The sequence below is a fragment of the Mesorhizobium sp. J8 genome, from assembly GCF_016591715.1.
GTDB lineage: Bacteria > Pseudomonadota > Alphaproteobacteria > Rhizobiales > Rhizobiaceae > Mesorhizobium.
Window position 1 is genome coordinate 4474151 of sequence record NZ_AP024109.1, and the last position, 26190, is coordinate 4500340.

Genomic DNA, 26190 nt, shown 5'->3' on the forward strand with positions numbered 1-26190 from the left:
GGGCGTCAACGGGAACAGACATCACAAACATGCACGCCACAACCAGAAAGCGCAGGCCGAAGGCGCGTCTCGTCTTTATCGTCTATTAAGCCTAACGAAGCGTTTAGAGCCCTCTGGCCCAAAAAGACGCGGCTTGCTGTGGACGGCCGGCGCGCATAGCGTCGAGTGAAGTTCTGCCTGATCGAGGATCGAATTGATGTCCGACACCGCGAAGTCCCGCGCCGCGACGCTTACCCATTTGCGCAGCGCCGGTTTCGCCAAGGGCGATCCCATCCCCTTGCCGCTGACCATGGCCTCGATCTTCCACGCGCCGGGCGACGCGACCGGCTTCGATCAATATGGCCGTTTCAGCAACCCGACCTGGCATGCCGTCGAGCATGCGCTTGGCCATCTGGAAGATGCGCAGTGCGTTGCCTTCCCATCGGGAATGGCGGCGATTTCCGCCGCTTTCTTCGCGCTCGCCAAATCGGGCGACCGCATCCTTTTGCCGTCGGACGGCTATCACACGACGCGGGCTCTGGCCGAGCGTTTCCTGAAACCGCTCGGCGTCGCCTATCAGGTGAGGCCGACGGCAAGCATGCTCGATGGCGGCTTCGCCGGCTACCGGGCGGTGTTCGTCGAAAGTCCGTCGAACCCGCGGCTCGACATCTGCGACATCACCGCCGTCGCCAAGGCCGTCCATGCGCAAGGAGGGCTCCTGATCGTCGACAACACGACGATGACACCCTTCGGCCAGCGCCCGCTGGATCTCGGTGCCGACGTCGTGGTCTCGGCCGACACCAAGGCGATCAACGGCCATTCGGACGTGCTCTTTGGCCATGTCGCCAGCCGCGATCCCGACATTGTCGCCAGGGTGAAGGATTGGCGCGAGACGGCCGGCGGTATCCCCGGCCCGTTCGAGGCATGGCTCGTGCATCGCGGCCTCGAGACGCTCGAAGTACGCTTCGACCGCATGTGCTCGTCGGCCGAAACCATCGCGCGGCGCCTGAAGGACCATCGCGCCGTCAGCGGCTTGCGCTTTCCCGGGCTCGAGGGCGACGCCTCGCACAATCTGGCGCGTGCCCAGATGGAGCGCTTCGGTTTTTTGATCTCGTTCGAGCTGGCCTCGGAACAGAAGGCCGAGGCGTTCATCGACAATTGCGCGCTGATTGAATCGGCAACCTCATTCGGCGGTGTTCATACATCGGCTGAGCGGCGCTCGAAACGCGGCGACGCCGTGCCGCCTGGCTTTGTTCGCCTGGCGATCGGCTGCGAGCCAGTCGAGGAGCTCTGGCGGGCGATCGAGGCGTCGCTGGACAAGATTGGCGCCTAGTCCCGCTATACCAGATCGTCAGCCTCGATGTTGCGCCGGCCATGCAGCACGCGGAGGATTTCGACCGCATCTTCGCCGACGCGGTAAAAGGTGAGATATTCGCCAACGACGAGATGGCGGATGCCCGGAGCGATATCATCTCGCAAAGGACCAGATGCAGGGTAAATGGCGAGTTGCTGCCACCGGTTTTCGATGCGATCGAGCAGCCGGTCCGCTGCAGCTTCGCTATCACGCGCAACATATTGCCAGATCGCGATCAAATCCTCTTCGGCATGCGAGGTTCGAACGATAGCCCGCAAGCGTCATACCGCTCCGCCGGACCGAAAGCGCCGGCGCGCTTCAGCCTTGATTTCGTCCATCGATACAAACCGTCCCGGCCCGCTGTCGATCCCCTCCTGAACGAGCTTGCGCAACTCCTCCACGGTGTAACCGAGCAGGTCGCGGCGCTCCTTCCATTGCCTGAGCGCATCGCGGATCACTTCGCTCGCGGAAGCATACTCTCCGGCGGCTACGACATCGTCGACGGCCTGCGCCAGTTCCGGCGAAAGCGTGATGCTGCGTTTGTCGACCTGGCCCATGACGTGCTCCTATTTCGCTAGAAGGTACGATTTAATCGCACCAGCTTCAAGACTGACCACGTCGGGGAGGCCGCCTCACGGCAATGCTTGAATCAGAGATTCCACCCGTCGGCGTAACCCTGCTGATCCCGTTCAGCTATCGCTAGGACAAAATTGCCAGCTGGCCTGTAAGCCGGGTTCTGTATGGCCCTCGCCTTGCGACGAGAACGTGGCGGCCATTCATCTTGGGCGCATGTCGCCATGCGCCTCACGCAACCTACCCGGACGGTGGGCCGGAAACAGCCCTCGAAGGTTTCCCTTCGCACCGCCCCTATTCGGTTTTGCTCCCGGTGGGGTTTGCCGTGCCGCTCCTGTTGCCAGTCGCGCGGTGGGCTCTTACCCCACCCTTTCACCCTTGCCCGGCAATGCCGGGCGGTTTGCTTTCTGTGGCACTTTCCCTGGGGTCGCCCCCGCCGGCCGTTAGCCGGCACCGTGTCTCCATGGAGCCCGGACTTTCCTCACCCGCAACCTTTCGGCTCTCGCGGGCGCGGCCGCCCGGCCAGCTGGCAAGGGCGTATAAAGGGATTCCCGCTTGAAAACGCAAACGAAAAAGCCGGGTGAGTGCCCGAAGCGCAATGGATTTGGGACAACGACATGCATCAGACAGACACTCGTTGCCCAAATCCATTCCACGGACGGGCTCAGGCCGGCGAACCGAGCGCCGCCATCTGCACCTTGACCTTGCTGCAATAGGCGGCCGAAACCGGATTCATCCGCGTCGCGCCATGACCCGCATTGTACTTGAGGATCGTGCCGCAGGTGGTGCCGCCGCCGAGACCTTGCGCCATGGCGAGATACTTCATGCCGTATTTGATGTTGGTGTCGGGATCGAACAACCCCTTGGCCGAACCGGTGTAGCCCATCATGCGCGCCGTGGCCGGCTTGATCTGCATCAGGCCGATCTCGCCGGCGTTGCCGACCATGTTCGGCCTGTAGTTGCTTTCGATCTTGATGACGGCCCTGGCCAGCGACACCGGCACGCCATAGCTCGCGGCATAGCGGGCAATGATCGTCGAATACTGGCCGTCCCCCGTCGCTGGCGACGACAACGCCGGCTTCTCAGGGCGGATGGAGGCTGTCGCGGTCAGGTCGATAGTCTGCCTGTTGTGCTTCGTATTGCGCCTTGCCGTTCTTTTCGCCGCCTTGGCTGCGGCAACCTTCTCCACCTTGGTCGGAGCGGTTCCCTTGATCGTGGAACCCTCGGCTGCCGGGCTTGCCTTCGGTGCCGCGGGCGCGGCGGCGAAGCCATTGTCAGCCCGCAAGCTCAGAGGGGCACTGTTCGCTGGATTGAAGGCAAGAGTCATCACTCCGGCAGCAACGGCTGCCGCTACAACGGTCAATCTTTGCATGTAGTCCTGTTCTGTTAGGGCCGCGCGAAGAACTTCGCGCAGTTAGGTCAATTCAACGCCGGGGCATCTTGGGGGATAGACGCCCGACAACTTGCGGGAGAGGCATTTGGAGGCGGAATTGGCGGCAATGAAGGCGGCGCAATTCACTTTAAATGACAGATTGTAATTTAAGGAACTTATCGCGACTGTTTGGCTGAAGCTGCCTCTACGGAAGCCACGAGCCTTTCAAGTGTGCGGATCGTCGATTTGTCCGCCACGCCATCCACCAGCCGCCGCCTGAAATGCCGCTGGAACGCCGCCACCACGATCTCCGTCTGTCGGTCGTAGACACCCGATATCTCGACGCCATAGCCATAGAGCGCCAGCATAGACTGCAGCGCCTCGACGTCGGCGCCGGTGTCGCCGGCCTTCAGCGCGGCGCCGGGCCTTATCGGCGCCGCCGGCACGAGATGGCCGATACCGGCCGCGAACAGGGCCTTCCAGGGAAATTTCTCGCCAGGATCGATCTTGCGACCCGGGGCCACGTCCGAATGCGCGAGCACCCTAGCCGCGGGGATCGAGTAACGGCCCACGATACCTGCGCACAAGCCGATCACGGCATCGATCTGCCGCCTCCGAAAAGCCTTGTAGCCCAGCGAATGCCCGGGATTGACGATCTCGATGCCAACCGAACAGGAGTTGATGTCGGTGCGGCCGAGCCAGGAGCTCTTGCCGGCGTGCCAGGCGCGGTCGCTCTCGCGCACCATCTGCACGATGCGGCCATCCTCGTGGACAAGATAGTGCGAGGAGACTTCGCTCGCTGGATCGCACAGCCACGCCTCGGCGCCGGCGCCGCTTGCCATTCCGGTATAATGCAGCACGATCATATCGGGCCGATGCGTCTCTCGGCGCGGACCGAAATTCGGCGAGACCCGGACCTCGGCGCCTGGCTGGTCGGGCAAAAAGCCGCTCATACGTGCCTGAGGCCCCGCTCGATCATCTCATAGGCGGCATTGATCGCCGCGACCCTGGTGGTGGCGATCTTGATGAATTCCTGCGGCAGTCCGCGCGCGATCAACCTGTCCGGGTGATTGTCGGAGATCAGCTTGCGATAGCGTTTCCTGATTTCCTCGAACGGCTTGCCGCGCTCGATGCCCAGAACGACGTAAGGGTCGGCGGCGCCGAGATTGACGTGCCTGGACAGGATCGCCTCGTAATGCACTTCGTCGATCCGAAAGATCTCGGCGATCCGGTGCAGGAACTGCCCTTCCCGCTCATGGATGAGTCCGTCCGCCTTGGCGATGTGAAACAGGCCGTCGAGTATGTCTTCCAGCATCATGCAATTGGCATGGCCGGACCCGCAGAGCTGCGCCATGCGCTGGGCATAGGTCTCGAAGCCGGCAACGTCCTGCTTGGCGATATCGTAAAGCCGCGCCACATTGCGCGTCTCGCTCGGCGGCACCTCGAAGATTTCCTGGAAGGCGCGCACCTCGTCCTGCGTGACGATGCCGTCGGCCTTGGCCATCTTGGCCGAAAGCGCGATCATCGCCACCGAGAAGGCAACGCGCCGGCGCAGGTCCGGATCGCCGGAAAACACGGTGCGCACGGCCTCGACGACATCCGCGACACCCGAGGACGCCGACGACGAAACACGAGCGATGAAGTCGCCAAGGCGGTCCCAAATCGACATGCCGGCTTCATAGAGCGAACCGGGCGGTTCTATCAAGCCGGGACAATGCCGCAGGGAGCCGGCATCACATGGGAATAACGCAAGAAGGCCGGCAATGCCGGCCTTCTTCGAGATTGTCGGTCGACCCCTTACTGCGCAGGCGCGGCAGGAGCCGGATTTGTTGCCGGAGCCGGTGTAGCGGGCTTCGAAGCGTCGGGCGAAGCCGGCTTCATCGGCTGCTCGTTGGCCGGCGGATTGGTGCTCTGGGTTGTGGTCTTGTCGGTACCATTATCGCTGCAAGCCGCGACCCCCAGCAGGGCGAGCGCCGAAACCGACGCCAGAATGAGCTTCTTCATGGTATCTCTCCTTCAGCAGACGCTCACATTTCGGTGAGCGGTCGCAGGGAAAATGCATTTAGCGGCTCGCCGGTTTCGTAACGATGCATTTCCATGTGTAACATCAACTTGCGATTGCTGGCGCCCAAAACCCGAACTAACAGAACATAAGCTTTCGAGATGGTGAGTAAGCAGAATGCCGGCAGCCGCAGGGACCAAGAAATGGGACTTCTGGATCGACCGCGGCGGCACGTTCACCGACATCATCGGCCGTGATCCGCAGGGCCGCCTGTACCCTCGAAAACTCCTGTCGGAAAATCCCGAGGCTTATGCGGACGCCGCCATCCAGGGCATTCGCGACCTGTTGGGCCTGAAAGCAGGCGCTGCCATTTCCGCCGACGCGATCGGCGAAGTCAAAATGGGCACGACAGTTGCCACCAATGCGTTGCTCGAGCGCAAGGGCGACCGTGTGCTGCTGCTGATCACCAAAGGTTTTCGCGACGCATTGCGCATCGCCTATCAGGCAAGGCCGGACATCTTCGCCAAGGAGATCATCCTGCCGGAACAGCTCTACGAGCGCGTCATCGAGATCGACGAGCGCGTACGTGCCGACGGCTGCGTCGAGCGCCTGCTCGACATCGCGGCCTGCCGCCCGGCGATCGAAAAGGCCAGGGCCGACGGCATCGACGCGGTCGCCATCGTCTTCATGCATGCCTGGAAATACCCGGACCACGAAAGAGCCGTGGCAAAAGTCTGCCGCAAGATCGGCTTCAGCCAGATCTCGGTCTCCCACGAGGTCTCGCCGCTGATCAAGCTGGTCGGCCGCGGCGACACCACCGTGGTGGACGCTTATCTGTCGCCGATCCTGTCGCGTTATGTGCAGCGTGTGGCCGGCGAACTGGGCGCCGGCCCGCGTCTGATGTTCATGATGTCGTCGGGCGGCCTTACCGCCGCCGACATGTTCCAGGGCAAAGACGCGCTGCTTTCGGGACCGGCGGGCGGCGTCGTCGGCATGGTCGAAACGGCGAAGCTCGCCGGCTTCGACAAGGTCATCGGCTTCGATATGGGCGGCACCTCGACCGACGTCGCCCATTATGACGGCGAATATGAGCGCGCCTTCGACACCGAGGTCGCCGGCGTGCGCATCCGCGCGCCGATGATGCGCATCCACACGGTCGCCGCCGGCGGAGGCTCGATCCTGCATTACGAGGCGGGCCGCTTCCGCGTCGGACCGGATTCCGCCGGCGCCAATCCCGGCCCGGCGGCGTACAGGCGTGGCGGCCCGCTCGCCGTCACCGACGCCAATGTCATGCTGGGCAAATTGCAGCCCGATTTCTTCCCGGCGATTTTCGGCGCGAGCCAGGACCAGCCGCTCGACATTGGCACGGTCCGCGAAAAATTCGCCGCACTTGCCGCCGAAATCGGCGATGGCCGGACGCCCGAGGCGGTAGCCGAAGGCTTTGTCACCATCGCCGTCGAGAACATGGCCAACGCCATCAAGAAGATCTCGGTGCAGCGCGGCTACGATGTCACCGAATATCTCCTCAATTGCTTTGGTGGCGCCGGCGGTCAGCACGCCTGCCTGGTCGCCGATGCGCTCGGCATGGAGGCCGTGCTCATCCATCCTTTCTCAGGGCTGCTTTCGGCTTATGGCATCGGCCTCTCGTCGGTCTTCGCCTCGCGCCAACAGGGTCTGCTGCAGCCGCTCGCCGAGGAAGCCAGAGCGGCGATCGAGACTCTCATCGCGGCCTTGCGCACGGACGTCATCGCCGAGCTCGGCGAGCAAGGCATTGCCGAGGACGCGGTTTCGACGAGGCCCGTGCTCCACATCCGCTACGACGGCACCGACACGGCGTTGCCGGTGAATTTCGAGCATGGCTCGATCTTCCGCGCCAGGAGCGACTTCGAGGCCGCGCACAAGGCGCAGTTCGGATTCATTTATGACGACAAGCCGATCGTCGTCGAGACCGTTGCCGTCGAAGGCATGGAAGCCGCGCGACAGGACAAGGCTGAAATCGCCGCCCCTGCCGCACTGGCAGGAGCCGAGCCAAAGCCTTCGGAAAGCCGGCAGATTTATACCGAGGGCCGCTGGCACGAGGCCGGCGTCTACCGCCGCGAGAACTTGCGGCCCTCCGACACGGTCGCCGGACCCGCGCTGATCATCGAGCCGAACCAGACCATCGTCGTCGAGCCTGGCTGGCGCGCAGAAATCACCAGTCTCGACCACGTCGTGATCCGCCGCACGGAACGGAAAGCGCGTGCCGCGGCACTCGGCACCGAAGCCGATCCGGTGATGCTGGAGGTCTTCAACAATCTCTTCATGTCCATAGCCGAACAGATGGGCGTGACGCTGCAGAACACTGCCTATTCGGTCAACATCAAGGAACGGCTCGACTTCTCCTGCGCCGTGTTCGACCGCCATGGCGCATTGGTCGCCAACGCGCCGCACATGCCGGTGCATCTGGGCTCGATGGACCGTTCCGTCGAAACCATCATCCGCCTGAATTCCGGCGACATCCATCCGGGCGACGTGTTCGCGCTCAATGCGCCCTATAATGGCGGCACGCATCTGCCCGACATCACCGTGGTGACGCCCGTCTTCGACGATGCGCGCAAGGAAATCCTGTTCTGGGCGGCCTCGCGCGGCCACCACGCCGATGTCGGCGGCACCGCGCCCGGCTCGATGACACCTTTGGCCACGACGGTAGATGAGGAAGGTGTGCTGTTCGACAATTTCCGCATCGTCGATCGCGGCCGCTTCCGCGAGAAGGAACTGGAGACGCTGCTGACCGACCATCCCTACCCAGCGCGCAATCCCGTCCAGAACATCGCCGACCTGAAGGCGCAGATCGCCGCCAACGAAAAAGGCGTGGCGGAGCTGCGCAAGATGGTCGCGCATTTCGGCCTCGACGTCGTCGAAGCCTATATGGGCCATGTGCAGGACAATGCCGCCGAGAGCGTGCGCCGCGTGATAGAACGGCTTCCCGACAGCGCAGCATATGAATACCCGACCGACACCGGCCAGGTGATCAAGGTGAAGATCACCGTCGACCGGCAAAAGCGCGAGGCGACCGTCGATTTCACCGGCACCTCGCCTGTCATGAAGAACAATTTCAACGCGCCGGAACCGGTGGCCCGCGCCGCGGTGCTCTATGCCTTCCGCGTCATGGTCGAGGACATGATCCCGATGAACGCAGGGTGCCTCAGGCCGATCAACATCGTCATCCCCGACGGCTCGATGCTGAAGCCCGCCTACCCCGCCGCCGTCGTCGCCGGCAATGTCGAGACCTCGCAGCACGTCACCAACGCCCTGTTCGGCGCGATGGGCGCGATCGCCAACGCGCAAGGCACGATGAACAATCTCACCTTCGGCAACAGGAAATACCAGTATTACGAAACGATCTGCTCCGGCTCGCCGGCCGGCCGGATGAATTCAGGCCGCGGCTTCGCCGGCACATCCGGCGTGCACACCCATATGACCAACTCGCGCCTCACCGATCCGGAGGTGCTGGAACTGCGTTTCCCCGTCGTGCTGGAAGACTTCCACATCCGCGAAGGCTCTGGCGGCAAGGGCAAATGGAACGCTGGCGACGGCACAAGGCGCACTATCCGCTTCCTCGAACAGATGGAATGCGCGATCCTGTCCTCGCACCGTAACCGGCCGCCTCAAGGCCTCGAGGGCGGCGGCGACGGCGAGGCCGGCTCGACCAAGGTCAGACGTAATGACGGCACGGTCGACGTGTTGAAGGCCTGCGACCAGACCACGCTCGAGGCCGGCGAGGCCGTCATCGTCACCACGCCGACACCCGGAGCATTCGGAAAACCGTAAGAATTCGTGACAACCTGCCGTCAACAGGCTGTCACCTGCCTGTCATGACGCTGCGCTACCCGCTTGCGCCAACGCAAACGGGGAATCACCTTTCCATGTCGGACGTATCCGGAGAACTCGTTTATCGTCGCGGCAAGGAAGTCGGAAAGGCCGTCTACCAGAACCGCGCACTATCGAAGGACGGCATTTCCGAGCGGCTCTTTGCCTTCCTGTTCTCCGGTCTGGTCTATCCGCAGATCTGGGAAGACCCCGATGTCGACATGGAGGCCATGCAGCTCGGCGCCGGTCACCGGGTCGTCACGATCGCTTCGGGCGGCTGCAACATTCTGGCTTACCTGACCCGCTCGCCGGCCCGGATCGATGCCGTCGATCTCAACGCCGCCCATATCGCACTGAACCGCATGAAGCTGGAAGCGGTGCGGCACCTGCCTTCGCAGGGCGACCTGTTCCGCTTCTTCGGCGCCGCCGGCACCAGCCACAATTCCGATGCCTATGACCGCTTCATCGCGCCGCATCTCGATCCGGTGAGCCGTCATTACTGGGAGCGCCGCAACTGGCGCGGCCGCCGACGCATCTCGGTGTTCGACCGCAACTTCTACCAGACCGGCCTGCTCGGCCTCTTCATCGCCATGGGCCATCGGGTCGCAAAACTGTTCGGGGTCGATCCGGCCGGCATCATGGAGGCTGAGAACATCGGCGAGCAGCGCCGCTTCTTCAACGAGGAACTGGCGCCCATCTTCGACAAGAAGCTGCTGCGCTGGGCAACCTCGCGCAAGGCTTCGCTGTTCGGCCTCGGCATCCCCCCGGCGCAGTACGATTCGCTGATCACCTCCGGCGACGGCTCCATGGCGAGCGTCTTGAAGGCACGGCTGGAAAAGCTCGCCTGCGATTTCCCGTTGAAGAACAACTATTTTGCCTGGCAGGCCTTTGCCCGCCGCTATCCGCAGCCCGGCGAGGCGGCGCTGCCCGCCTATCTGGAACAGCGCAATTACAAGACGATCCGCGACAACATCGATCGCGTTGCCATCCATCACGCCAACCTGATCAAGTTCCTGGCCGCCAAGGAGGCGGGCAGCGTTGACCGTTTCGTCCTGCTCGATGCACAGGACTGGATGACCGACGACCTGCTCAACGCGCTGTGGACCGAGATCACCCGCACCGCTTCGGCGGGCGCCCGCGTCATCTTCCGCACAGCGGCGGAGCCCAGCCTGCTGCCCGGCCGCGTCTCCAGTTCCCTGCTCGACCAGTGGAGCTACGAGGCCGACGCCTCGCGCGAATTCTCGGCAAAGGACCGCTCGGCGATCTATGGCGGCTTCCACCTCTATGTGAAGCGCGCCGCATGAGCGCCACGGATCTGCCGGCCAGCCATGCCGAGCTGATGGACGGCGTCTACCGCTGGCAGCGCCATGTCTATGACCTGACCCGCAAATACTACCTGCTCGGCCGCGACCGGCTGATCGAAGGGCTGGACGTGCCGCCAGGCGGCACCGTTCTGGAGCTCGGCTGCGGCACCGGCCGCAACATCGCGCTTGCCGCCCGCCGCTATCCCGACGCCCGCTTCTTCGGTTTGGACATCTCTTCCGAGATGCTGGAGACGGCGAGCGCGACCATCGCCCGCGAGGGTCTGTCCAGCAAAGTCAGCCTGGCGCGTGGCGACGCCACCGATTTCGACGCCAAGGCTCTCTTCGGCATCGAACGCTTCGACCGCGTCTTCGTCTCCTATTCGCTGTCGATGATACCGGGGTGGGAAAAGACCGTATCTGCCGCCCTTGCCGCGCTCGCCCCCGGCGGCTCGCTGCATGTCGTCGATTTCGGCCAGCAGGAAGGCTTGCCAAACTGGTTCCGCGCGCTCTTGCGCGGCTGGCTGCGGAAATTCCACGTCACGCCGCGAGCGTCGCTGCGCGACGTGCTTGAATCGGAATCGCAACGCACCGGCGCAACCTTCCGTTTCAGAACGCTTTATCGCGGCTATGCCTGGCTGGCGGTGATCGGATCTTCCAAATAGCAAACGCTATTGGTGCAGCGCCTTCACCAGCGCCCCTACCATCGCCTGTGGACGATAGCCGAGCTTGGCAGGCGTCAGCCCAAGCCGCACCACCACCAACTGCTCCGAGGGGACGATCGCCACCGTCTGGCCGTCATGGCCTTCCATCCAATAGGTGTCCTTCGGCAAGCCGGCGGCAGCACCCGCGCCGGGTTTTTCCTCATCGCCCGGACCTTCGATCCAGACCTGGCCCTTGCCATAGACTTTTGAAGTCGGCGCCGGTTCGCGCATCCAGTCGACGAAACCGGCTGGCAGGATCTGGTTGCCGTTCCAGACGCCGCCCTGCAGCAGGAACTGGCCGAAGCGCGCCCAATCATGCGCCGTGGCATAGAGATAGGACGAGCCGACAAAGGTGCCCTGCTCGTCGGTTTCGAGCACTGCGCTATGCATGCCGAGCGGCTCGAACAGCGCCGTGCGCGGCCAGGCCAGCGCCTTCGCCTTGTCGCCGATCGCGTCCTGCCACAGCCGCGACAGCATCACCGCCGTGCCGCTCGAATAGGAAAACACCTTTCCGACCTCGCCGGTCAGCGGTTGGGCCTCAGCGAAACGGGCCATGTCCGGCTCGAGATAGAGCATGCGCGTCACGTCGGCGACGTCGCCATAATCCTCGTTGAACGCCAGCCCGCTCGACATCGCCATCATGTCGGCAAGGCTGATGGCGGCGCGGCCGTCGGCCTTCCACGGCGCGAAAAGGCCCTTGTTGTCGAGCGCGAGCTTGCCGTCCTTGACCAAGGTGCCGACGATCGCCGCATTCACCGTCTTGGTCATCGACCAGCCGAGCAGCGGCGTCTTGGCCGAAAAACCGTCGCCGTAGCGCTCCGCGACAATGCGGCCGTTCTTCACCACCACGATGGCGCGCATGCCGATGCCGGCCATGGCGGCATCGTCGACGATCTTGGCGACTTCCGGGTTCTGCGAGGCATCCACCCGCTCGCCATCGGGCCACAGCGTATCGGGTTGCGCTGCGGCAGGCGGCACCGCGCGCAGCGAGGTCTGCCTCGCTTTGCCGGTATCGCCGTCGGGAACCGATGCGCAGCCGACCCCGAAGCGCTCCACGGCAACGCTCTTGCCCAGCACCCAGAGCAGGCCTGCCGAAACCATCCTCCTTTCCCTGTCGACCGACACTTTCATCAGCCTGAGCAGCGGATGACCGGGCGCCTGCACGTCGACCGCCAGCACCTGGTTCGGGTCGCGGCCGGCAATGAAGACATTCGAGCAGACGATCTTGGCCGAATAGCCGGAGCCGACGCGGATCAGTTCCGGCGGGGCGAGATAGAGCCAGGCGAAGAGCGCCGCCACCGCCAGGATCACAAGGCCAAGCAGCCACTTGATGAACTTCACGACAGCCCGCATGTTTCCCCCGCCTTCTGGATTCGCCGGCTCGATTTATGTCATCGATTTGCCGCCATTGCTTCCGCAAAATCATTGGCGTCGTCGAACGCCGTCAATGGATTATCAACCATGTTCGGCGATCAACTGCTCCATGTCGCCCAAAACTGCGCAGCGGTTTTGGGACAATGACACGGACAGACAAATGAGAACTGGGCGATCCTGTGGGGCGATCGTCCGGAGGGGGACCGCGCAAGCGACCGCCATCAGTGAAGGACCCATCAGCGGCCGGCTGAACCCGGCCTGGGGAACGCCATGCGCCGTCTCGCGGCCATTCTGATGCTGACGCTGCTTTGCGCCTGCTCGACCGTCGACGATCTCTCTCCGCTGTCGCCGTCCTCGCAGACGGTTGCCGTGCGCGCGCCCAAATTCGAGGACTCCAAGCCGCATGAATGGGACAGCGGCGCGCCATGGACCTACGCCATACACGGCACGGATGTTTCCAAATACCAGACCTCGGTCGACTGGCCGACAGCGAGAGCCAGCGGTATCTCCTTCGCCTTCATCAAGGCGACGGAAGGCGGCGACCGCTTCGACGACTATTTCAACGAGCACTGGTCGCGCACGAAGGCAGCCGGAATTCCGCGCGCGGCCTATCATTTCTTCTATTTCTGCACGCCGGCGGAAGCCCAGGCGCGCTGGTTCATCGCCAACGTCCCCAACGACCCCTCGGCGATGCCGCCGGTGCTCGACATGGAATGGAACCCGAAATCGCCGACCTGCCGGCTGCGCCCCGATCCGGCCACGGTGCGCAGTGAAATGAGCATCTTCCTGCAAATGGTCGAGCGCCATTACGGCAAGAAGCCGATCATCTACACCTCGCTGGACTTCTTCGACGACAACCAACTGGCGAGTTTCCGCGGCTATCCATACTGGCTGCGCTCGGTCGCCGGCCACCCGCGAGAGAAATACGGCAGCCACCCTTTCACCTTCTGGCAGTATACCGGAACCGGCATCGTGCCCGGCATGACCGGCAAGTCGGACATCAACGTTTTCAACGGCTCGGAAGCCGCCTGGAAGAAGTGGCTGCGGCAGAACACCCGTTGACAACCGATCCCTCGCCTGCTTTTCGACACGGCGGGCGGCGAAATATGCAACCGCTGGTAATCCGGAGCGGCGCTTTCGCGCGAGTGCATGGCGCGGCTCCCGAACTTTGAAATCCTCGCATGCGCCTGTCCGGTCCCGATCCGGGATCACGATGGGGTCATGCGCCGGTCTCGAAAGGAAAGCGATGCGATTGCGCGTTGAAATCCTGGCGGCGCTCTTCGTCGGCGCGTCGGCGCTGCCCGTCGCGGCACAGGAATGCGGCGGCGATTTCGAGGCCTGGAAGCAGGGCGTCGCGGCCGAAGCCAAGGCGGCCGGCGTCGGCGCCGTCGGCCTCGACGCGCTGGAGGACGCCACCATCGATGGGCGCGCGTTGGCGCGCGACCGCGCCCAGGGCGTCTTCACTCAGACCTTCACCGAATTCGCCAACCGCATGATCTCGGCCTACCGCCTGAAGCAGGGCGCGGCCAATCTGAAGAAGTACGCCGACGTCTTTACCCGCGCCGACAATGAGTTCGGCGTCCAGCCGGCCATCATCGCCGCCTTCTGGGCCCTGGAGACCGATTTCGGCGCCGTGCAGGGCGATTTCCACACGCTGAATGCGCTGGTGACACTCTCGCATGACTGCCGCCGCCCTCAACTCTTCCGGCAGCAATTGGTGCCGCTGCTCACCTTGATCGACCGCGGTGTGCTGCCGGCCGACGTCAAGGGCGCCTGGGCCGGCGAGATCGGCCAGACGCAGATCCTGCCGACCGACTATCTTGCCAAGGGCGTCGATGGCGACGGCGACGGCAAGGTGGACCTCAGGAACAGCGTGCCGGATGTCATCATGACGACCGCCAACAAGATCATGTCGCGCGGCTGGAAGCGCGACCAGCCTTGGGTCCAGGAAGTGCGCGTCCCCAACGAGATGCCGTGGGACCAAACCGGACGCACCAACAAGCTGCCTCTGTCGCAATGGGCTCAGTGGGGCGTGACCAACCCGGACGGCACGCCGCTCGTCGACAATGGGCTCAAGGCCGGCCTGGCGCTGCCTATGGGCCGCAAGGGTCCGGCCTTCCTGACCTACGACAATTTCGACGTCTATCTGGAATGGAACCAGTCCTTCACCTACGCGCTGACGGCTGCCGTGCTTGCCACGCGCCTTGCCGGCGCGCCGCAATTCGATCCGCGCACGCCTGAGCCCGGCCTCAACGGCGAACAGATGAAAGCACTGCAGACCAAGCTCGAGGCCAGGGGCTATGATGTCGGCACTGTCGACGGCATCCTCGGCACCAACACGCGCGAAGCGGTCCGCAAGGAGCAGACGCGGCTTGGGTTGCCGGTCGATGGCTGGCCGACGCCGGAGTTGTTGGCGAAATTGTAGCACCCTCTCCTTCTCCCCTTGTGGGAGAAGGTGGATCGGCGCGCAGCGCCGAGACGGATGAGGGGTGTTCCAGCGGAGTGAAACGTCGGCTTTCCCTGGAACACCCCTCATCCGTCGCCTTCGGCGACACCTTCTCCCACAAGGGGAGAAGGGGGAGCTCAATCCGCCATCGTCTCCAGACTCGCAAATCCCTCCGGCGCGTCGCCTTCGTCGAACGGCGTCGTCACCTCGACGAAGGTGTCGGGGAAGAAGCCGTTGAAGCGGGTTCTCAGCGACAGCGAGTAGGCGCCGATATGGCCGATCTCGATCCAGTCGCCGGTGTCGACCGTTTCCGGCAGCCAGAACGGCCTGGACAGGATGTCGACGGAATCGCAGGTCGCGCCGCAGACCTTGAACGGCACGACGGTCTTCTCGTCGCCATTGCGCGTGCGGATCGCGGGATCCGGGATGAAGCGCGCCGGCAGCGTGATCTTGCCCGTCCATGAATCCGACAGCGACGCCCAGATGCCGTCATTGATGTAGAGCCGCTTGCCTTTGCGCAGCAGCACGCGAACGATCAAGGACAGGCAGCGCGCAACGATCACGCGCCCGGGCTCGGCCACCAGCGGCATCTGGTCGAACTGATACTCCTTCAGGTCGCCGGCGAGCCGCGACATCAACTGGCCGAGCGAAGGCATCTCGACCTGCTTGCGGTTGGGATCGTGGCCGTATTCGGCGGGGAAGCCGCCGCCGACATCCAGCCCGGCAATGTCGAAGGTCAGGCGATTGCGCACCCAATCGGCCGAAGCCAATGCCCTCTCATAAGTATCGGGATCCTCGATCTGGCTGCCTACGTGGAAGCAGAGCCCGACCTTGTAGCCGGTGCGGTTCAGCCGCTCGGCAAGTTCGACGGCATTGGCTGGCCCGGCGCCGAACTTCTTCGACAATTCGTAAGCCGCGTGACCCTTGGTCTGGATGCGCACGAAGACGGTGATGGCGCCGGGGTCGATGTCGAGCGCCCGCACCACACGCGTCAGCTTGGTGATCTCGTCCTCATGGTCGAGCGAGATTACCCGGATGCCGTATTTCTCCAGCGCCAGCTTGATGTCCGACTGCGCCTTGACCGGGTGCATGTAGAGCATCTCGGCATCCGTCGAGACTGCCCGCACGGCGGCGAATTCGCCGGGCGAAGCGACGTCGAAGGTGCTGACGCCGGCTTCCACCAGCGTCTTCAGCACGATCTGCTCGCCATTGGTCTTCACAGCGTAGGCGGTCTTGCCGGGAAACATGCCCATGAACTGCAACGCGTCCGCCTTCAGCACCTGCGGGCGGAAACAATAGACCGGATCGTCGGGACGAAGCGCCAGTGCCGCATCGCGGGCATTTTCGAATCGCTGCATGGACGAATCCTCGGGGTCTGGAGCGCGCACAATTAATCCCAGCTAGCCGCCAAAGAAAACACTTCTGTGTCTGGCGGCCCGGAGCGGCCGGTTGCACATTTTTTCGACCCTAGACCACCAGTCACGTTTCGGGTGGCCCTTGCCCGCGAATCCGATATCGGTTGGTGAGGTGTGACGGCCGGGATTGCGATCGGCCCGGGGAGGAACAGGACATGTCCACTATAGCCGGTGCCGCGCCGACGCGCGGACCGATGACGCTCAAGGATTGGGCGCAGCTTCTCTTGCTCGGCGCGATCTGGGGCGGCTCGTTCTTCTTTGCCCGCATTGCCGTGTCCGAGATCCATCCGCTGGCGCTGGTGCTGTTTCGCGTCGCCATCGCCGCGATCGCGCTCCAGCTCTATCTGGCGGTGCGCGGCCCGTCGTTCCGGCTCGCCTTCCCGCATGCCGGCCTGTTCTTCCTGCTGGCGCTCACCAACAATGTCGTGCCCTTCTCGCTGATCTTCGCCGGCCAGACGCAGCTCGGCGCCGGCGTCGCCTCGGTGCTCAATGCGACGACGCCGTTCTGGACGTTGATCCTGGCCAATGCGCTCACGACCGACGAGAAGCTCTCCTGGAACAAGCTGGCCGGCATCGCGCTCGGTGTTGCGGGAACAGCCGTAATGATCGGCCCGGGGCTTGTTGCCGGTCTCGGCGGACCGGTCTGGGCCAAATTCGCGCTGATCGGCGCCTCGGTGTCCTATGCGATCGCCTTGATGATCGCGCGCCGTTTCAAGGGTGTGCCCTCGCCGGTCATCGCCACCGGGCAGTTGACCGCCTCGACCATCATCATGATCCCCATCGTGCTCATTGCCTATGGGCCGACGGGCTTGTTCTCGGCCTCGCCACCGGTCTGGGCCGCGGTGCTGGGGCTGGCGCTGCTCTCCACCGCCTTTGCCTATATCCTCTATTTCAACCTCGTCGCCTCGGCCGGCGCCACTAATGCCTCGCTGGTCACGTTGATCGTGCCGGTCAGCGCGGTGCTGCTCGGCTTCCTCTTCCTTGGCGAGCGGCTGGCGCTGTTCGAGATCGGCGGCATGACGCTGATCGGTTTAGGTCTGATCACCATCGACGGGCGGCTGTTCGGCAGATGGTAGCGGTGTCATGCCACACCGCCGCCACAATTTATTCACAACGGCGAAGCCGGCTTTTGCCGAAGAGTTTCAACGGCTAACGACCAATTCCAGGTCGCGGATTTCACAATCATGTCGCATTGCAGCACGTTTTCCGCTTGCCTGTGGCCCAAATGACCCTAGACTCCTGCCATAGCTCTGAAGAGGAGGCTATGACATGGGACTGACGAGGCCGATCAACGCTTTGATGATTTGTGCCGCATTCGCATTCATCGGTGCCCTTATCATAGGTGTGCTTCCCTGACCCGCCAAAGCCGGGAAGACTAAGCACCGAGAATAGTCCAACAGTTCGAAAAGGCCGGGTTTCCACCCGGCCTTTTCCATTGCAAATCCTGACCTACAGCTTGGCTCAAGCCGCGGCCGATCCGGTCGCCTCCGCCTCATGCGAGCGGATGCCGATCATGTGGCAGACGGCAAAGACGAGATCGGCACGGTTCATCGTGTAGAAATGAAAGTCGCCGACGCCGCGCTCAACGAGGTCGAGCACCTGCTCGGCCGCCACGGCCGAGGCCACCAGCGCGTGCGTCTGCGGGTCGTTCTCCAGCCCTTCGAAACGCTCGGCGAGCCATGCCGGCACCAGCGCGCCGCAGCGCGACGAGAAATTGGCGACCTGCGTGAAATTATGCACCGGCAGGATGCCCGGCACGATCGGGATATAGATGCCGGCGCGCCGCGCCCGCTCGACATAGCGCTCGTAGAGATCGTTGTCGAAGAAGAACTGGGTGATCGCCCGCGTCGCGCCATTGTCGACCTTGCGCTTCAGCATGTCGATGTCGGTGGCGAAATCCGGGCTTTCCGGATGCTTTTCCGGATAGGCCGAGACCGAAATGTCGAAATCGCCGACGCTCTTCAGCGCGCCGACCAGTTCGGCGCCGTTGGCGTAGCCGTCGGGATGCGGACGATAGCTTGTGCCGACACCGGCCGCCGGATCGCCGCGCAACGCCACGAAGCGTTTGACGCCCATGTCGGCGAACTCGCGGATGACTGTGTCGACCTGATCGCGCGCGGCGTCGACGCAGGTCATGTGCGCCGCCGGCGTCAGCGACGTCTCGTTGAGGATGCGCTTGACGGTGCGCGCAGTGCGCTCGCGGGTCGAACCGCCGGCGCCATAGGTCACCGACACGAATCTCGGCTTGAGCGGCTCGAGCCTTGTGACGGTGTCCCAGAGCTTTGCCTCCATCTCATCCGTTTTCGGCGGGAAGAACTCGAACGAAACCCTGACCTTGTCGCCGATGTCGGGACGGCGGGAAAAGCGGAACTGGTTCATCAGGCTGTTTCCCTTGCTGGAAGTGCGTCGTTGGACGGATCGGCGATCAGCAGGCGGCGATCGCGGCCGAGCCAGAGCTTGACGGTCAGCCTTGCCTCGTTGCCGCCGCGCGGCTCGAACTCCTGGCTATCCTCGAGGTCGAGACCGGCCTCCGCGAACCAGTCGGATATCTGCCGATCGGAGAAGCCCAGCCGCATATGCGCGTGCTGGTCGCGCAGGAATTCGAGATTATGCGGCGCGAAGTCGACGACGATCAGCCTGCCGGACGGCCTAAGCAGCCTTGCCGCTTCGGCGATGGCGCGGGCGGGATCGTCGAGATAGTGCAGCACCTGGTGGATGGTGACGAGATCGAAGGCGTTGCGCTCGACCGGCGGCGAGAAAATATCGCCCTGGCGAACCTGCGCATTGGCGATGCCGGCCTTGTCGAGATTGGCGCGCGCGACCGTCAGCATCTCGCGCGACATGTCGATGCCGACGCCGCGCCGGTAGAGCGGCGCGAAGATTTCGAGCAGCCTGCCCGTGCCGGTGCCGAGGTCGAGCATCGATTGGAACGGCCGTTTGCCGACGAGCTTGATGAGCGCCGCTTCCACCGCGCGGTCCGGCACATGCAGCGAGCGGATATGATCCCAGCTCGCGGCGTTCTCGGAGAAATATTCGGCGGCCCGGTCCTGCCGCTTGCGCTTCACCGCCGCCAGCCGCTCGAGATCGCGCACCACCTGCGCATCGGCCTCACTGATGCCGGAGACGAGGCGCTGCACGAAATCGCGCGAATTGTCCGTATCGGTCAGCCTGAAGAAGGCCCAGGACCCTTCCTGATAGCGGCCGATCAGCCCGGCATCGAGCAAAAGCTTCAGATGGCGCGAGACGCGCGGCTGCGACTGTCCAAGAATCTCGGTGAGGTCGGAGACGGTGAGATCGCCCCGCGAAAGCAGCACCAGGATGCGCAGCCGGCTGGATTCGGCCGCCGCCTTCAATGTATCTACCATTGTGTCGAGCGAGACATGCATGAGCGGGCTCTCGTTGAAAGATATAAAGATATGTTTATGTCGATTTTAGAACCCTGGCAAGCGCTATGTCGCTTCCGGACAAGAAAATGGCGCAGCCGTGATCCGCGCCGCGCGGACGGTTCTTGAGCGGAGTGAAGAGGATGTTCCAGACCCGCGAAGGTGAAACGCTTCTTGCGGCCGATCCGGCGCAACAACGGCCGGACGGGCATATCGTCTTCATCGGCCGCATCGTCTCGCCCTGGACCAGCCGCGAGGATTGCCCCAAGAACATGCGCGCCGCCCGCGAATCCGGGCGAGCCGCAACAGTCCTGATCGACGAGCCTTATCGACCGGGGCTGCAGAACCTGGAACGCGCCAGCCACATCGTCGTCCTGTCCTGGCTCCATCACGCGCCGCGGAATCTGATCGTGCAGAAACCCCGCCATGCGGCTGAACCGAAAGGCGTTTTCTCGCTGCGCTCTCCTGCCCGTCCGAACCCTGTCGGCCTGCATGTGGCGAAGCTCGTCGCCCTCGATATCGAGGCCGGGCGGATCGGGATCGACGCCATCGATGTGCTCGACGGCACGCCGGTCGTCGACATCAAGCCCTACTACGCGTCCACCGACGCCTTCCCCGAAGCGACCATTGCCGGGCGCGACGACAAATGAGGGCCCCCACTGGCCGCCGCCGCGCCATCGCCAAGGCGCTGACCGCGCTTCTTCCCCTCGCCCCCTATGCCGACATGGAGAAGATCCGCGCCGACGCCGGTTCCGTGCACATGAAGACCCTGCCGCCGACGATCGCGGTGTGGCTGGCGACCATCGCCCATGTCCGCCACGCCCACACCGATTACGAAAAGCTCCTCGCCGAAGGCTATGACCGGGATTCGGCGCGCTTCTTCGTCATCGAGCAGACCAATGCGGTGCTCACCCGCTGGCGCGCGACGAGGCTGCTCGAGGAAGACGACGAGGACGAATAGGCGTCTGCGCTCCCCTACGGCGCATTCCGCCAATTAATTCGGGTGCCGCCTCTGGAAAAACGGCGGCGGCGCCGTAGATGGAATAAGCGGAGATTCCTCCGTTTGCCCCTCCGAATTCATCGCCCTCTGGGCAAGGATCAAAGATCATGACTGATAAGGTTTGGTTCATCACCGGATCGTCGAAGGGCTTTGGCCGCGTCTGGGCCGAGGCAGCGCTCGCCCGCGGCGATCGTGTCGCCGCCACTGCCCGCGATGCCGCCACGCTCGCCGATCTCGTCGAGAAATACGGCGACAAGGTCGCTGCCATAAAACTCGACGTCACCGACAAACAGGCGGTCGACGCCGCAATCGCAGAGGCACACAAGCGCTTCGGCCGCCTCGACGTCGTCATCAACAATGCCGGCTACGGCCATTTCGGCGCCATCGAGGAAGTCACCGAGCAGGAGGCGCGCGACCAGATCGAAACCAACGTCTTCGGTGCGCTCTGGGTCACCCAGGCGGCACTGCCCATCATGCGGGCCCAACGATCCGGCCATATCATCCAGATCTCGTCGATCGGCGGCGTCAACGCCTTTGCCTCGATCGGCCTTTACCATGCCTCGAAATGGGCGCTGGAAGCCTTCAGCCAGTCGCTCAGCCTGGAAGTCGCGCAGTTCGGTATTCACGTGACCCTGGTCGAGCCGGGCGGTTTCTCGACGGACTGGGCCGGCCCGTCGGCCAAGGTCTCCAAGCCGATGGACGTCTACGAACCGGTCCGCGCGGCGATGGCCGAGCGCCGCAGCCGCTCGGTTGCCGGCGATCCGCAAGCGACCGGTCCGGCGATGCTCGCCATCGTCGATGCCGCGGAGCCGCCACTCAGGGTCTTCTTCGGCGACGGCGGCCTGCCGATGATCCGGCAGGAATATGCCAACCGCATCGCCACCTGGGAAAAATGGGACCATGTCTCGGTGATGGCGCAGGGCGCCAACAAGAACCGGAAAGCTGCCTGAGCTACGATCCGGCGACGCCGCAAAGCAGCGCAGCCGGATTGCTTGGCTGCATCCGTTACATTCGGCTGACCAGAGCATTTCACCGTTTCACGGAACGGTGAAATGCTCTATCTCCTGTTTTCACGCAATTCCGGGTGGAAAACCGCTCAAACTTTTCCTGGAATTGCTCTAAGAGCCCGCTGCTCCCTTTCGGAACCACGAGTTCTTTGCGTCGACACTTAGAACTTGTAGTTCACCCCGAACCGAACCGTATTCACGGAGCGATCGACCCGCATGCGAAAACCCTCCTGGTTCCGCGAGGTCACGTCGCCGAAATCGGCGTAAAGATATTCCGCTTTGGCGGTCCAGTGATCGGTAAGGGCGTACTCAATGCCGGCACCTGCCGTCCAACCCGCGTCGGTACCGCCGAAATCTGGCCAGCTATCGGGCGCGTCGCCAGTCTCGGTCCATTGATGCTTGAAATTGGCAACGGCAAGTCCGCCCGTGACATAAGGCAGGAAACGGTCGTACGCATAGCCCAGGCGCCCGCGCACGGTGCCGAAAAGATTCATCTTGTTGGTAAGATCGACGCGTCCGGAATCTGGTGCATCAAAGCTCCGGCTGTTGGATGTGTAGGCCAGGTCGGCTTCGATGCCGATGACGACATTGTTGGCGAACTCATGGTTGTAGCCGATCACACCGCCCAACAAGACGCCGTCAGAACCGGCATCGAATGAACCGCCGGTCCAATCATCATCAATGTCGTGCCAGTCACTCTTCAACCGCGACCAGCCGATGTTTCCACCGACGTAAACACCCGACCAATTGTACGCGGAAGCGCCCGGTTCGACCACAACGTCGGCCGCCGATGCCGCGCTGACAAGGCCAAGGACGAAAGCGGTAGCTAGCAGAAATTTCATTGCACCCAACCCCTCATTTACACGCGCTTCTACCAGAAGTCGCAAAGCGTAAAAACGCCGTCGAATGGTCCAATCCGAAAATGACGAGCGTGTTGTACAATTGTAACACCAACTCCCGGTCGTATAAGGGAAGTTGCGGATTAACTAAATTAGCATCGCTCAAACTAAGTCTATGCTCGATATATCCACTGCTCGGGCACGCGAACCGATATCTCTTCACCAAATCATGACACGGCCCGGCTTTTCGACCCAGGCGACAAGGCCGCGCAGCCGTTTCGCCTCCTTGGGAAAGAGCAGCGCGGCGGCGTTGATATCCGGGGCGCCGACATGCTCGGCGATTGATTGCCCGGCAACGCGGCACGGCTTGTTCTGGCCGTCGACCTTGAGCGTCACGCCACCCTTGAAGAACATCAGCGAGCCGGCCGGCAGCATCGACAGATGCGGCACGCCTTCGATCACAAGATTGGCGCCGATCCATTCCGGCTTGATCTCCTTGAGCCCCATGCGTTGGGCGACGATCGCAAGCTCGTCCGCCGCGACCAGCGACAATTGCCGCTCATTGCGCATTTCGGTGCCGCGCGGATACCAGGGCTCGCGCCCGCCCGAGCGCCGCGTCGTTCCGCCATGGAAGTCGCCGGCGATACCGTCGAAGCCGAGCAGCAGTTCCTCGACCGCCCGCGTCTCGAAATGATCGTGCGGGGCGGCATAGAGCGCCGCTGCCTTCGCCGGCAGCTTGCGGCTGGGCACGATGTCGACCACCGGTTCCGCCGCGGGAAAAAGCTCAAGGTTCGTTTCCTGCATGCCGCTGGTCTAAAGGTGCCGAAGAAGGCGGTCCAGTCGAAAGCGCTGATGATCCGATCACGCCGCTTGATGGCGATCACGATCTTCTTACCGCCAATCCCTTTCGCCGGTCGACGCGAGCCGCAATGCTGCCGTGCCTGCGGCATAGACGATCGCGCGCAATCGGGAGGAGGTTCGATCATGCAGGTTGGACACGCCGTCGCGGCGCTTTGGCTGTTCTGGGTGGTATCCTGGGTGCTTGCGGCTGCTTGGGCCGATCCGGCGCAAAAGCGCGCCGATCTCAAGTCGGAGGCGCGCTATCGCGTCCTTTGGCTGGCCGGCACCGCGCTGATGTTCGTGCCGGCACACGGCTATGTCGGCCGGCTCAGGCTCTGGACGCCGACGCTCACCGAGGCCTGGATCTGCATTGCGCTTATCGCCATCGGCATCGCCTTCGCCTGGTGGGCGCGCCTGCATCTCGGTCGGCTATGGTCGGCCAATGTCACCGCCAAGGCCGATCATCGCGTGATCGATACCGGCCCCTATGGCCTGGTACGCCACCCGATCTACACCGGGCTGATGCTGTCCGTCCTCGCGACCATGGCGGTCAAAGGCACGGTTTGGGGCGTAGCAGGCGCCGCCCTGCTGCTCGTCGGCGTCGTCGTCAAGGCGAGACTGGAAGAGAGGTTCCTGCGCGGTGAGCTCGGCCCGGCCTACGACGATTACGCCAGGCGCGTGCCGATGCTGGTGCCCTTCGCGCCGGCGTGAAGCCGCGTCCTCAAAGCATCCTGAGCAGCGCACCGCCGATCGAATAACCGGCGCCGAAGGCGCAGATCAGGCCGAAATCGCCGGCCTTCATGTCGGCATGGTTCTCCGACAGCGCCACGATCGCGCCGGCGCCGGCGGTGTTGCCGAGCCGCTCCAGCACCATGGGCGCGCGGTCGTGATCGACATCGTGGCCGAAGGACAGTTTCAGGATCATCGCGTTCATGCGCGCATTGGCCTGGTGCAGCCAGAAGCGGCGGATGCCTTCCGGCGTCAGCCCGTGCTCGGCCAGGAACTCGACGATGAATTTTTGACCGGCGACGGTGACTTCCTTGAACACCTTGTTGCCGACCTGCTTGATGAGATTGCCTTCCAGGTTGATCATATAGGGATCGTCCTGGGACGTGCGCGTGTGGTAGCCGAGATTGGTGCGGATGTTGTTCGACATCTGCGTCCAGGTGCGCGTGTCGAGCACCTCGAAGCGCCCCGGCCGCTTTTCGCCTTGCGCCAGCCCCTCGACGACCATGGCGACCGAGGCGTCGCCGAAGATGAAATGCGTCTGCCGGTCGCGGAAGTTGAGGTGTCCGGTGATGATCTCCGGCGTCGACACCAGGATGCGCTTGTGCGCCCCTGCCCTCACCAGGTTGACCGCGACATGCAGCGCCGCCGCCGCGGAGGAGCAGCCCAGCCCCATGTCGAAGCCGGCGCCCTTGGTGCCCAAGGCCTCCTGCATCTCGATGGCGATGGCCGGATAGGGCCGCTGATGATGCGAGGCCGAGCAGATCACCAGATCGATGTCCGACCCCTCGACGCCTGCATGGGCAAGGGCCTTCCTGGCCGATGCGATGCCGAACTCCGCCTCCAGCGACAGCGCGTCGTCCGGCCGCGCCGGAATGCGCGGCGCCATGCGGGTCGGATCGAGGATGCCCTCGCGCTCGATGACATGGCGGCTCTTGACGCCCGAGGCATGCACGATGAAGTCGCTGTCCGACTTCTGCAAGAGGGGCTCGCCGGTGTCGGCGCGGCGCGCATTCTCGGTGTCGACCCAGCTGTTGAAGCTTGCAACCAGCTCTTCATTGGTGATGACGGGTTCGGGGATTTCGGCGCCGATGCCGCTGATGATGACGCGATGCATGTCCAATCCGTCCGAGGGGCGGCAAGGTGTGCCGAGGCGAGAGGCTACACTTGTCGCATTTGCCCGGTTTATTCCAGCTTAATTCGACAACCGCCGCTGGCATTCAGGTGGTGATGCTCAAGCACGCTTAGCGACGATGAATATCCGCGGAAAGCACAGCAGCACCTTGCCGTTCGCCGTCTTCGGGTAGGCCTTGGCGATCTTGGCGGTGTAGCTGTCGAGGAACACCTTCTTCTCATCCGCGTCGAGCGGATCGAGGAAGGGCTTCAACCCGGTCGCCTTGACCCATTCGACGATCGCCTCGGCGTCGGCAAGCGGGTGGTTGTAGATCGTGTGCCAGATGTCGAGCCGGTCGGCGAGCGGCGACAAAAGATCGTAGTAGAACGACACCGGCGGCAGCGGCCCGCGCGCGGCGCCCTTGAGCTTGGCCGCGAACGGCACTTCCGCCGCGGTTTCGCGCATCAGCTGGTGCGAGGCTTCGCCGAGATTGTCCGGCATCTGCACGGCCAGGGCGCCACCCGGCGCCAAAAGCCCCATCAGCCGCTGGAACACGGCCGGATGCTCCGGCAGCCATTGGAAGACGGCGTTGGCGAAGATGACGTCGACGGGATGCTCGGGCTGCCATCCGGCGGCGTCCGCCAGCTCGAAATTGACGTTGGGCAGCCGCGCCCGCGCCTTCTCGATCATGTCGGGCGAGGTGTCGAAGCCGCTCACCTTTGCATCCGGCCAGCGCTCGACCAGAAGCTCGGTCGAGTTGCCCGGACCGCAGCCGATATCGACGACGCGGCGTGGAAAATCGACCGGCACCTGCGCGACGAGATCCCGCGCGGGCCGCGTGCGCTCATCCTCGAACTTCAGATATTGGGCGGCGGACCAGTCAGCCATGTGAGAACCTCGCTCTGTTCGCCG

At 63.6% G+C, this 26190-nt stretch carries 24 protein-coding genes, 1 other RNA gene and 1 pseudogene; 11 read left to right on the plus strand and 15 right to left on the minus strand.

Annotated elements, in window-relative coordinates:
* Positions 1-196: 196 nt before the first annotated feature.
* Entirely contained in the window at positions 197-1312 is a 1116-nt protein-coding gene (locus MJ8_RS21490) for a cystathionine gamma-lyase (RefSeq protein ID WP_201410742.1), read from the plus strand.
* Between the two features lie 5 nt (positions 1313-1317).
* Here MJ8_RS21490 and MJ8_RS21495 read toward each other — a convergent pair whose 3' ends face one another.
* From MJ8_RS21495 to MJ8_RS21525, 7 genes are all read right to left on the minus strand, one after another.
* The gene (locus MJ8_RS21495) at positions 1318-1611 is read right to left on the minus strand and encodes a type II toxin-antitoxin system RelE/ParE family toxin (RefSeq protein ID WP_201410743.1); all 294 of its coding nucleotides are present in this window, start codon (positions 1609-1611) and stop codon (positions 1318-1320) included.
* 3 nt (positions 1612-1614) lie between these two features.
* On the minus strand, positions 1615-1890 hold the full coding sequence (locus MJ8_RS21500; RefSeq protein WP_201410744.1) for a type II toxin-antitoxin system ParD family antitoxin: 276 nt from the start codon (positions 1888-1890) through the stop codon (positions 1615-1617).
* A 152-nt stretch (positions 1891-2042) separates the two neighbouring features.
* Positions 2043-2436, minus strand: an RNA gene (rnpB, locus tag MJ8_RS21505) — RNase P RNA component class A.
* A gap of 134 nt (positions 2437-2570) precedes the next feature.
* Entirely contained in the window at positions 2571-3278 is a 708-nt protein-coding gene (locus MJ8_RS21510) for a lytic transglycosylase domain-containing protein (RefSeq protein ID WP_201410745.1), read from the minus strand.
* Positions 3279-3454: 176 nt separating this feature from the next.
* Positions 3455-4231 (minus strand): N-acetylmuramoyl-L-alanine amidase, encoded by a 777-nt coding sequence (locus MJ8_RS21515; protein WP_201410746.1) that lies wholly within the window; start codon positions 4229-4231, stop codon positions 3455-3457.
* The gene (locus MJ8_RS21520; RefSeq protein WP_201410747.1) at positions 4228-4947 is read right to left on the minus strand and encodes a J domain-containing protein; all 720 of its coding nucleotides are present in this window, start codon (positions 4945-4947) and stop codon (positions 4228-4230) included. Before MJ8_RS21520 ends, MJ8_RS21515 begins: the two co-directional genes overlap by 4 nt.
* 128 nt (positions 4948-5075) lie before the next feature.
* On the minus strand, positions 5076-5282 hold the full coding sequence (locus tag MJ8_RS21525) for a hypothetical protein (RefSeq protein WP_201410748.1): 207 nt from the start codon (positions 5280-5282) through the stop codon (positions 5076-5078).
* A gap of 175 nt (positions 5283-5457) precedes the next feature.
* On the opposite strand from MJ8_RS21525, the gene MJ8_RS21530 reads away from it, so the two are divergent.
* The 3 genes from MJ8_RS21530 to MJ8_RS21540 are packed head-to-tail and all read left to right on the plus strand — an operon-like array spanning position 5458 to position 11095.
* Positions 5458-9090, plus strand: a complete 3633-nt coding sequence (locus MJ8_RS21530; protein WP_201410749.1) for a hydantoinase B/oxoprolinase family protein — start codon at positions 5458-5460, stop codon at positions 9088-9090.
* Positions 9091-9134: 44 nt separating this feature from the next.
* On the plus strand, positions 9135-10433 hold the full coding sequence (locus tag MJ8_RS21535) for a DUF3419 family protein (RefSeq protein ID WP_201410750.1): 1299 nt from the start codon (positions 9135-9137) through the stop codon (positions 10431-10433).
* Positions 10430-11095 carry a class I SAM-dependent methyltransferase gene (locus MJ8_RS21540; protein ID WP_201410751.1) on the plus strand — a complete coding sequence of 222 codons (666 nt, stop codon included), beginning with the start codon at positions 10430-10432 and terminating at the stop codon, positions 11093-11095. Before MJ8_RS21535 ends, MJ8_RS21540 begins: the two co-directional genes overlap by 4 nt.
* A gap of 6 nt (positions 11096-11101) precedes the next feature.
* On the opposite strand, the gene MJ8_RS21545 is transcribed toward MJ8_RS21540, so the two are convergent.
* Complete coding sequence (locus MJ8_RS21545; RefSeq protein ID WP_201410752.1) at positions 11102-12487, minus strand: serine hydrolase domain-containing protein; 1386 nt, start codon at positions 12485-12487, stop codon at positions 11102-11104.
* Between the two features lie 291 nt (positions 12488-12778).
* Between MJ8_RS21545 and MJ8_RS21550 the strand changes: the two genes are divergently transcribed.
* On the plus strand, positions 12779-13570 hold the full coding sequence (locus tag MJ8_RS21550; protein WP_201410753.1) for a GH25 family lysozyme: 792 nt from the start codon (positions 12779-12781) through the stop codon (positions 13568-13570).
* Positions 13571-13754: 184 nt separating this feature from the next.
* Positions 13755-14933, plus strand: a complete 1179-nt coding sequence (locus MJ8_RS21555; RefSeq protein ID WP_201410754.1) for a lytic murein transglycosylase — start codon at positions 13755-13757, stop codon at positions 14931-14933.
* Positions 14934-15091: 158 nt separating this feature from the next.
* On the opposite strand, the gene MJ8_RS21560 is transcribed toward MJ8_RS21555, so the two are convergent.
* Positions 15092-16312, minus strand: coding sequence for an alanine racemase (locus tag MJ8_RS21560; protein ID WP_201410755.1), 1221 nt, complete (start codon positions 16310-16312; stop codon positions 15092-15094).
* Between the two features lie 212 nt (positions 16313-16524).
* Between MJ8_RS21560 and MJ8_RS21565 the strand changes: the two genes are divergently transcribed.
* Entirely contained in the window at positions 16525-17445 is a 921-nt protein-coding gene (locus tag MJ8_RS21565) for a DMT family transporter (RefSeq protein ID WP_201410756.1), read from the plus strand.
* A 385-nt stretch (positions 17446-17830) separates the two neighbouring features.
* Here MJ8_RS21565 and metF read toward each other — a convergent pair whose 3' ends face one another.
* Both metF and MJ8_RS21575 read right to left on the minus strand, forming a co-directional pair.
* On the minus strand, positions 17831-18748 hold the full coding sequence (metF, locus tag MJ8_RS21570; protein WP_201410757.1) for a methylenetetrahydrofolate reductase [NAD(P)H]: 918 nt from the start codon (positions 18746-18748) through the stop codon (positions 17831-17833).
* Entirely contained in the window at positions 18748-19755 is a 1008-nt protein-coding gene (locus MJ8_RS21575; protein WP_201410758.1) for an ArsR/SmtB family transcription factor, read from the minus strand. Before MJ8_RS21575 ends, metF begins: the two co-directional genes overlap by 1 nt.
* Before the next feature lie 140 nt (positions 19756-19895).
* Between MJ8_RS21575 and tsaA the strand changes: the two genes are divergently transcribed.
* The 3 genes from tsaA to MJ8_RS21590 all read left to right on the plus strand — a co-directional run bounded on the left by tsaA (position 19896) and on the right by MJ8_RS21590 (position 21702).
* Entirely contained in the window at positions 19896-20402 is a 507-nt protein-coding gene (gene tsaA / locus MJ8_RS21580; protein WP_201410759.1) for a tRNA (N6-threonylcarbamoyladenosine(37)-N6)-methyltransferase TrmO, read from the plus strand.
* Complete coding sequence (locus MJ8_RS21585; protein WP_201410760.1) at positions 20399-20713, plus strand: DUF2293 domain-containing protein; 315 nt, start codon at positions 20399-20401, stop codon at positions 20711-20713. The genes tsaA and MJ8_RS21585 overlap by 4 nt, the downstream gene beginning before the upstream one ends.
* 146 nt (positions 20714-20859) lie before the next feature.
* A complete protein-coding gene (locus MJ8_RS21590; protein ID WP_201410761.1) occupies positions 20860-21702 on the plus strand; it encodes an SDR family oxidoreductase in 843 nt (280 codons plus the stop codon).
* Positions 21703-21920: 218 nt separating this feature from the next.
* Here the strand turns inward: MJ8_RS21590 and MJ8_RS21595 are convergent, their stop codons facing one another.
* Both MJ8_RS21595 and MJ8_RS21600 read right to left on the minus strand, forming a co-directional pair.
* Positions 21921-22601, minus strand: coding sequence for an outer membrane protein (locus tag MJ8_RS21595; RefSeq protein ID WP_201410762.1), 681 nt, complete (start codon positions 22599-22601; stop codon positions 21921-21923).
* 170 nt (positions 22602-22771) lie between these two features.
* Positions 22772-23402, minus strand: a pseudogene (locus MJ8_RS21600) (MOSC domain-containing protein).
* Between the two features lie 180 nt (positions 23403-23582).
* On the opposite strand from MJ8_RS21600, the gene MJ8_RS21605 reads away from it, so the two are divergent.
* Positions 23583-24149 (plus strand): methyltransferase family protein, encoded by a 567-nt coding sequence (locus MJ8_RS21605; protein WP_201410763.1) that lies wholly within the window; start codon positions 23583-23585, stop codon positions 24147-24149.
* 10 nt (positions 24150-24159) lie between these two features.
* Here MJ8_RS21605 and MJ8_RS21610 read toward each other — a convergent pair whose 3' ends face one another.
* On the minus strand, positions 24160-25281 hold the full coding sequence (locus tag MJ8_RS21610; protein WP_201410764.1) for a beta-ketoacyl-ACP synthase III: 1122 nt from the start codon (positions 25279-25281) through the stop codon (positions 24160-24162).
* A 117-nt stretch (positions 25282-25398) separates the two neighbouring features.
* A complete protein-coding gene (tam, locus tag MJ8_RS21615; protein WP_201410765.1) occupies positions 25399-26166 on the minus strand; it encodes a trans-aconitate 2-methyltransferase in 768 nt (255 codons plus the stop codon).
* Positions 26167-26190: the final 24 nt, after the last annotated feature.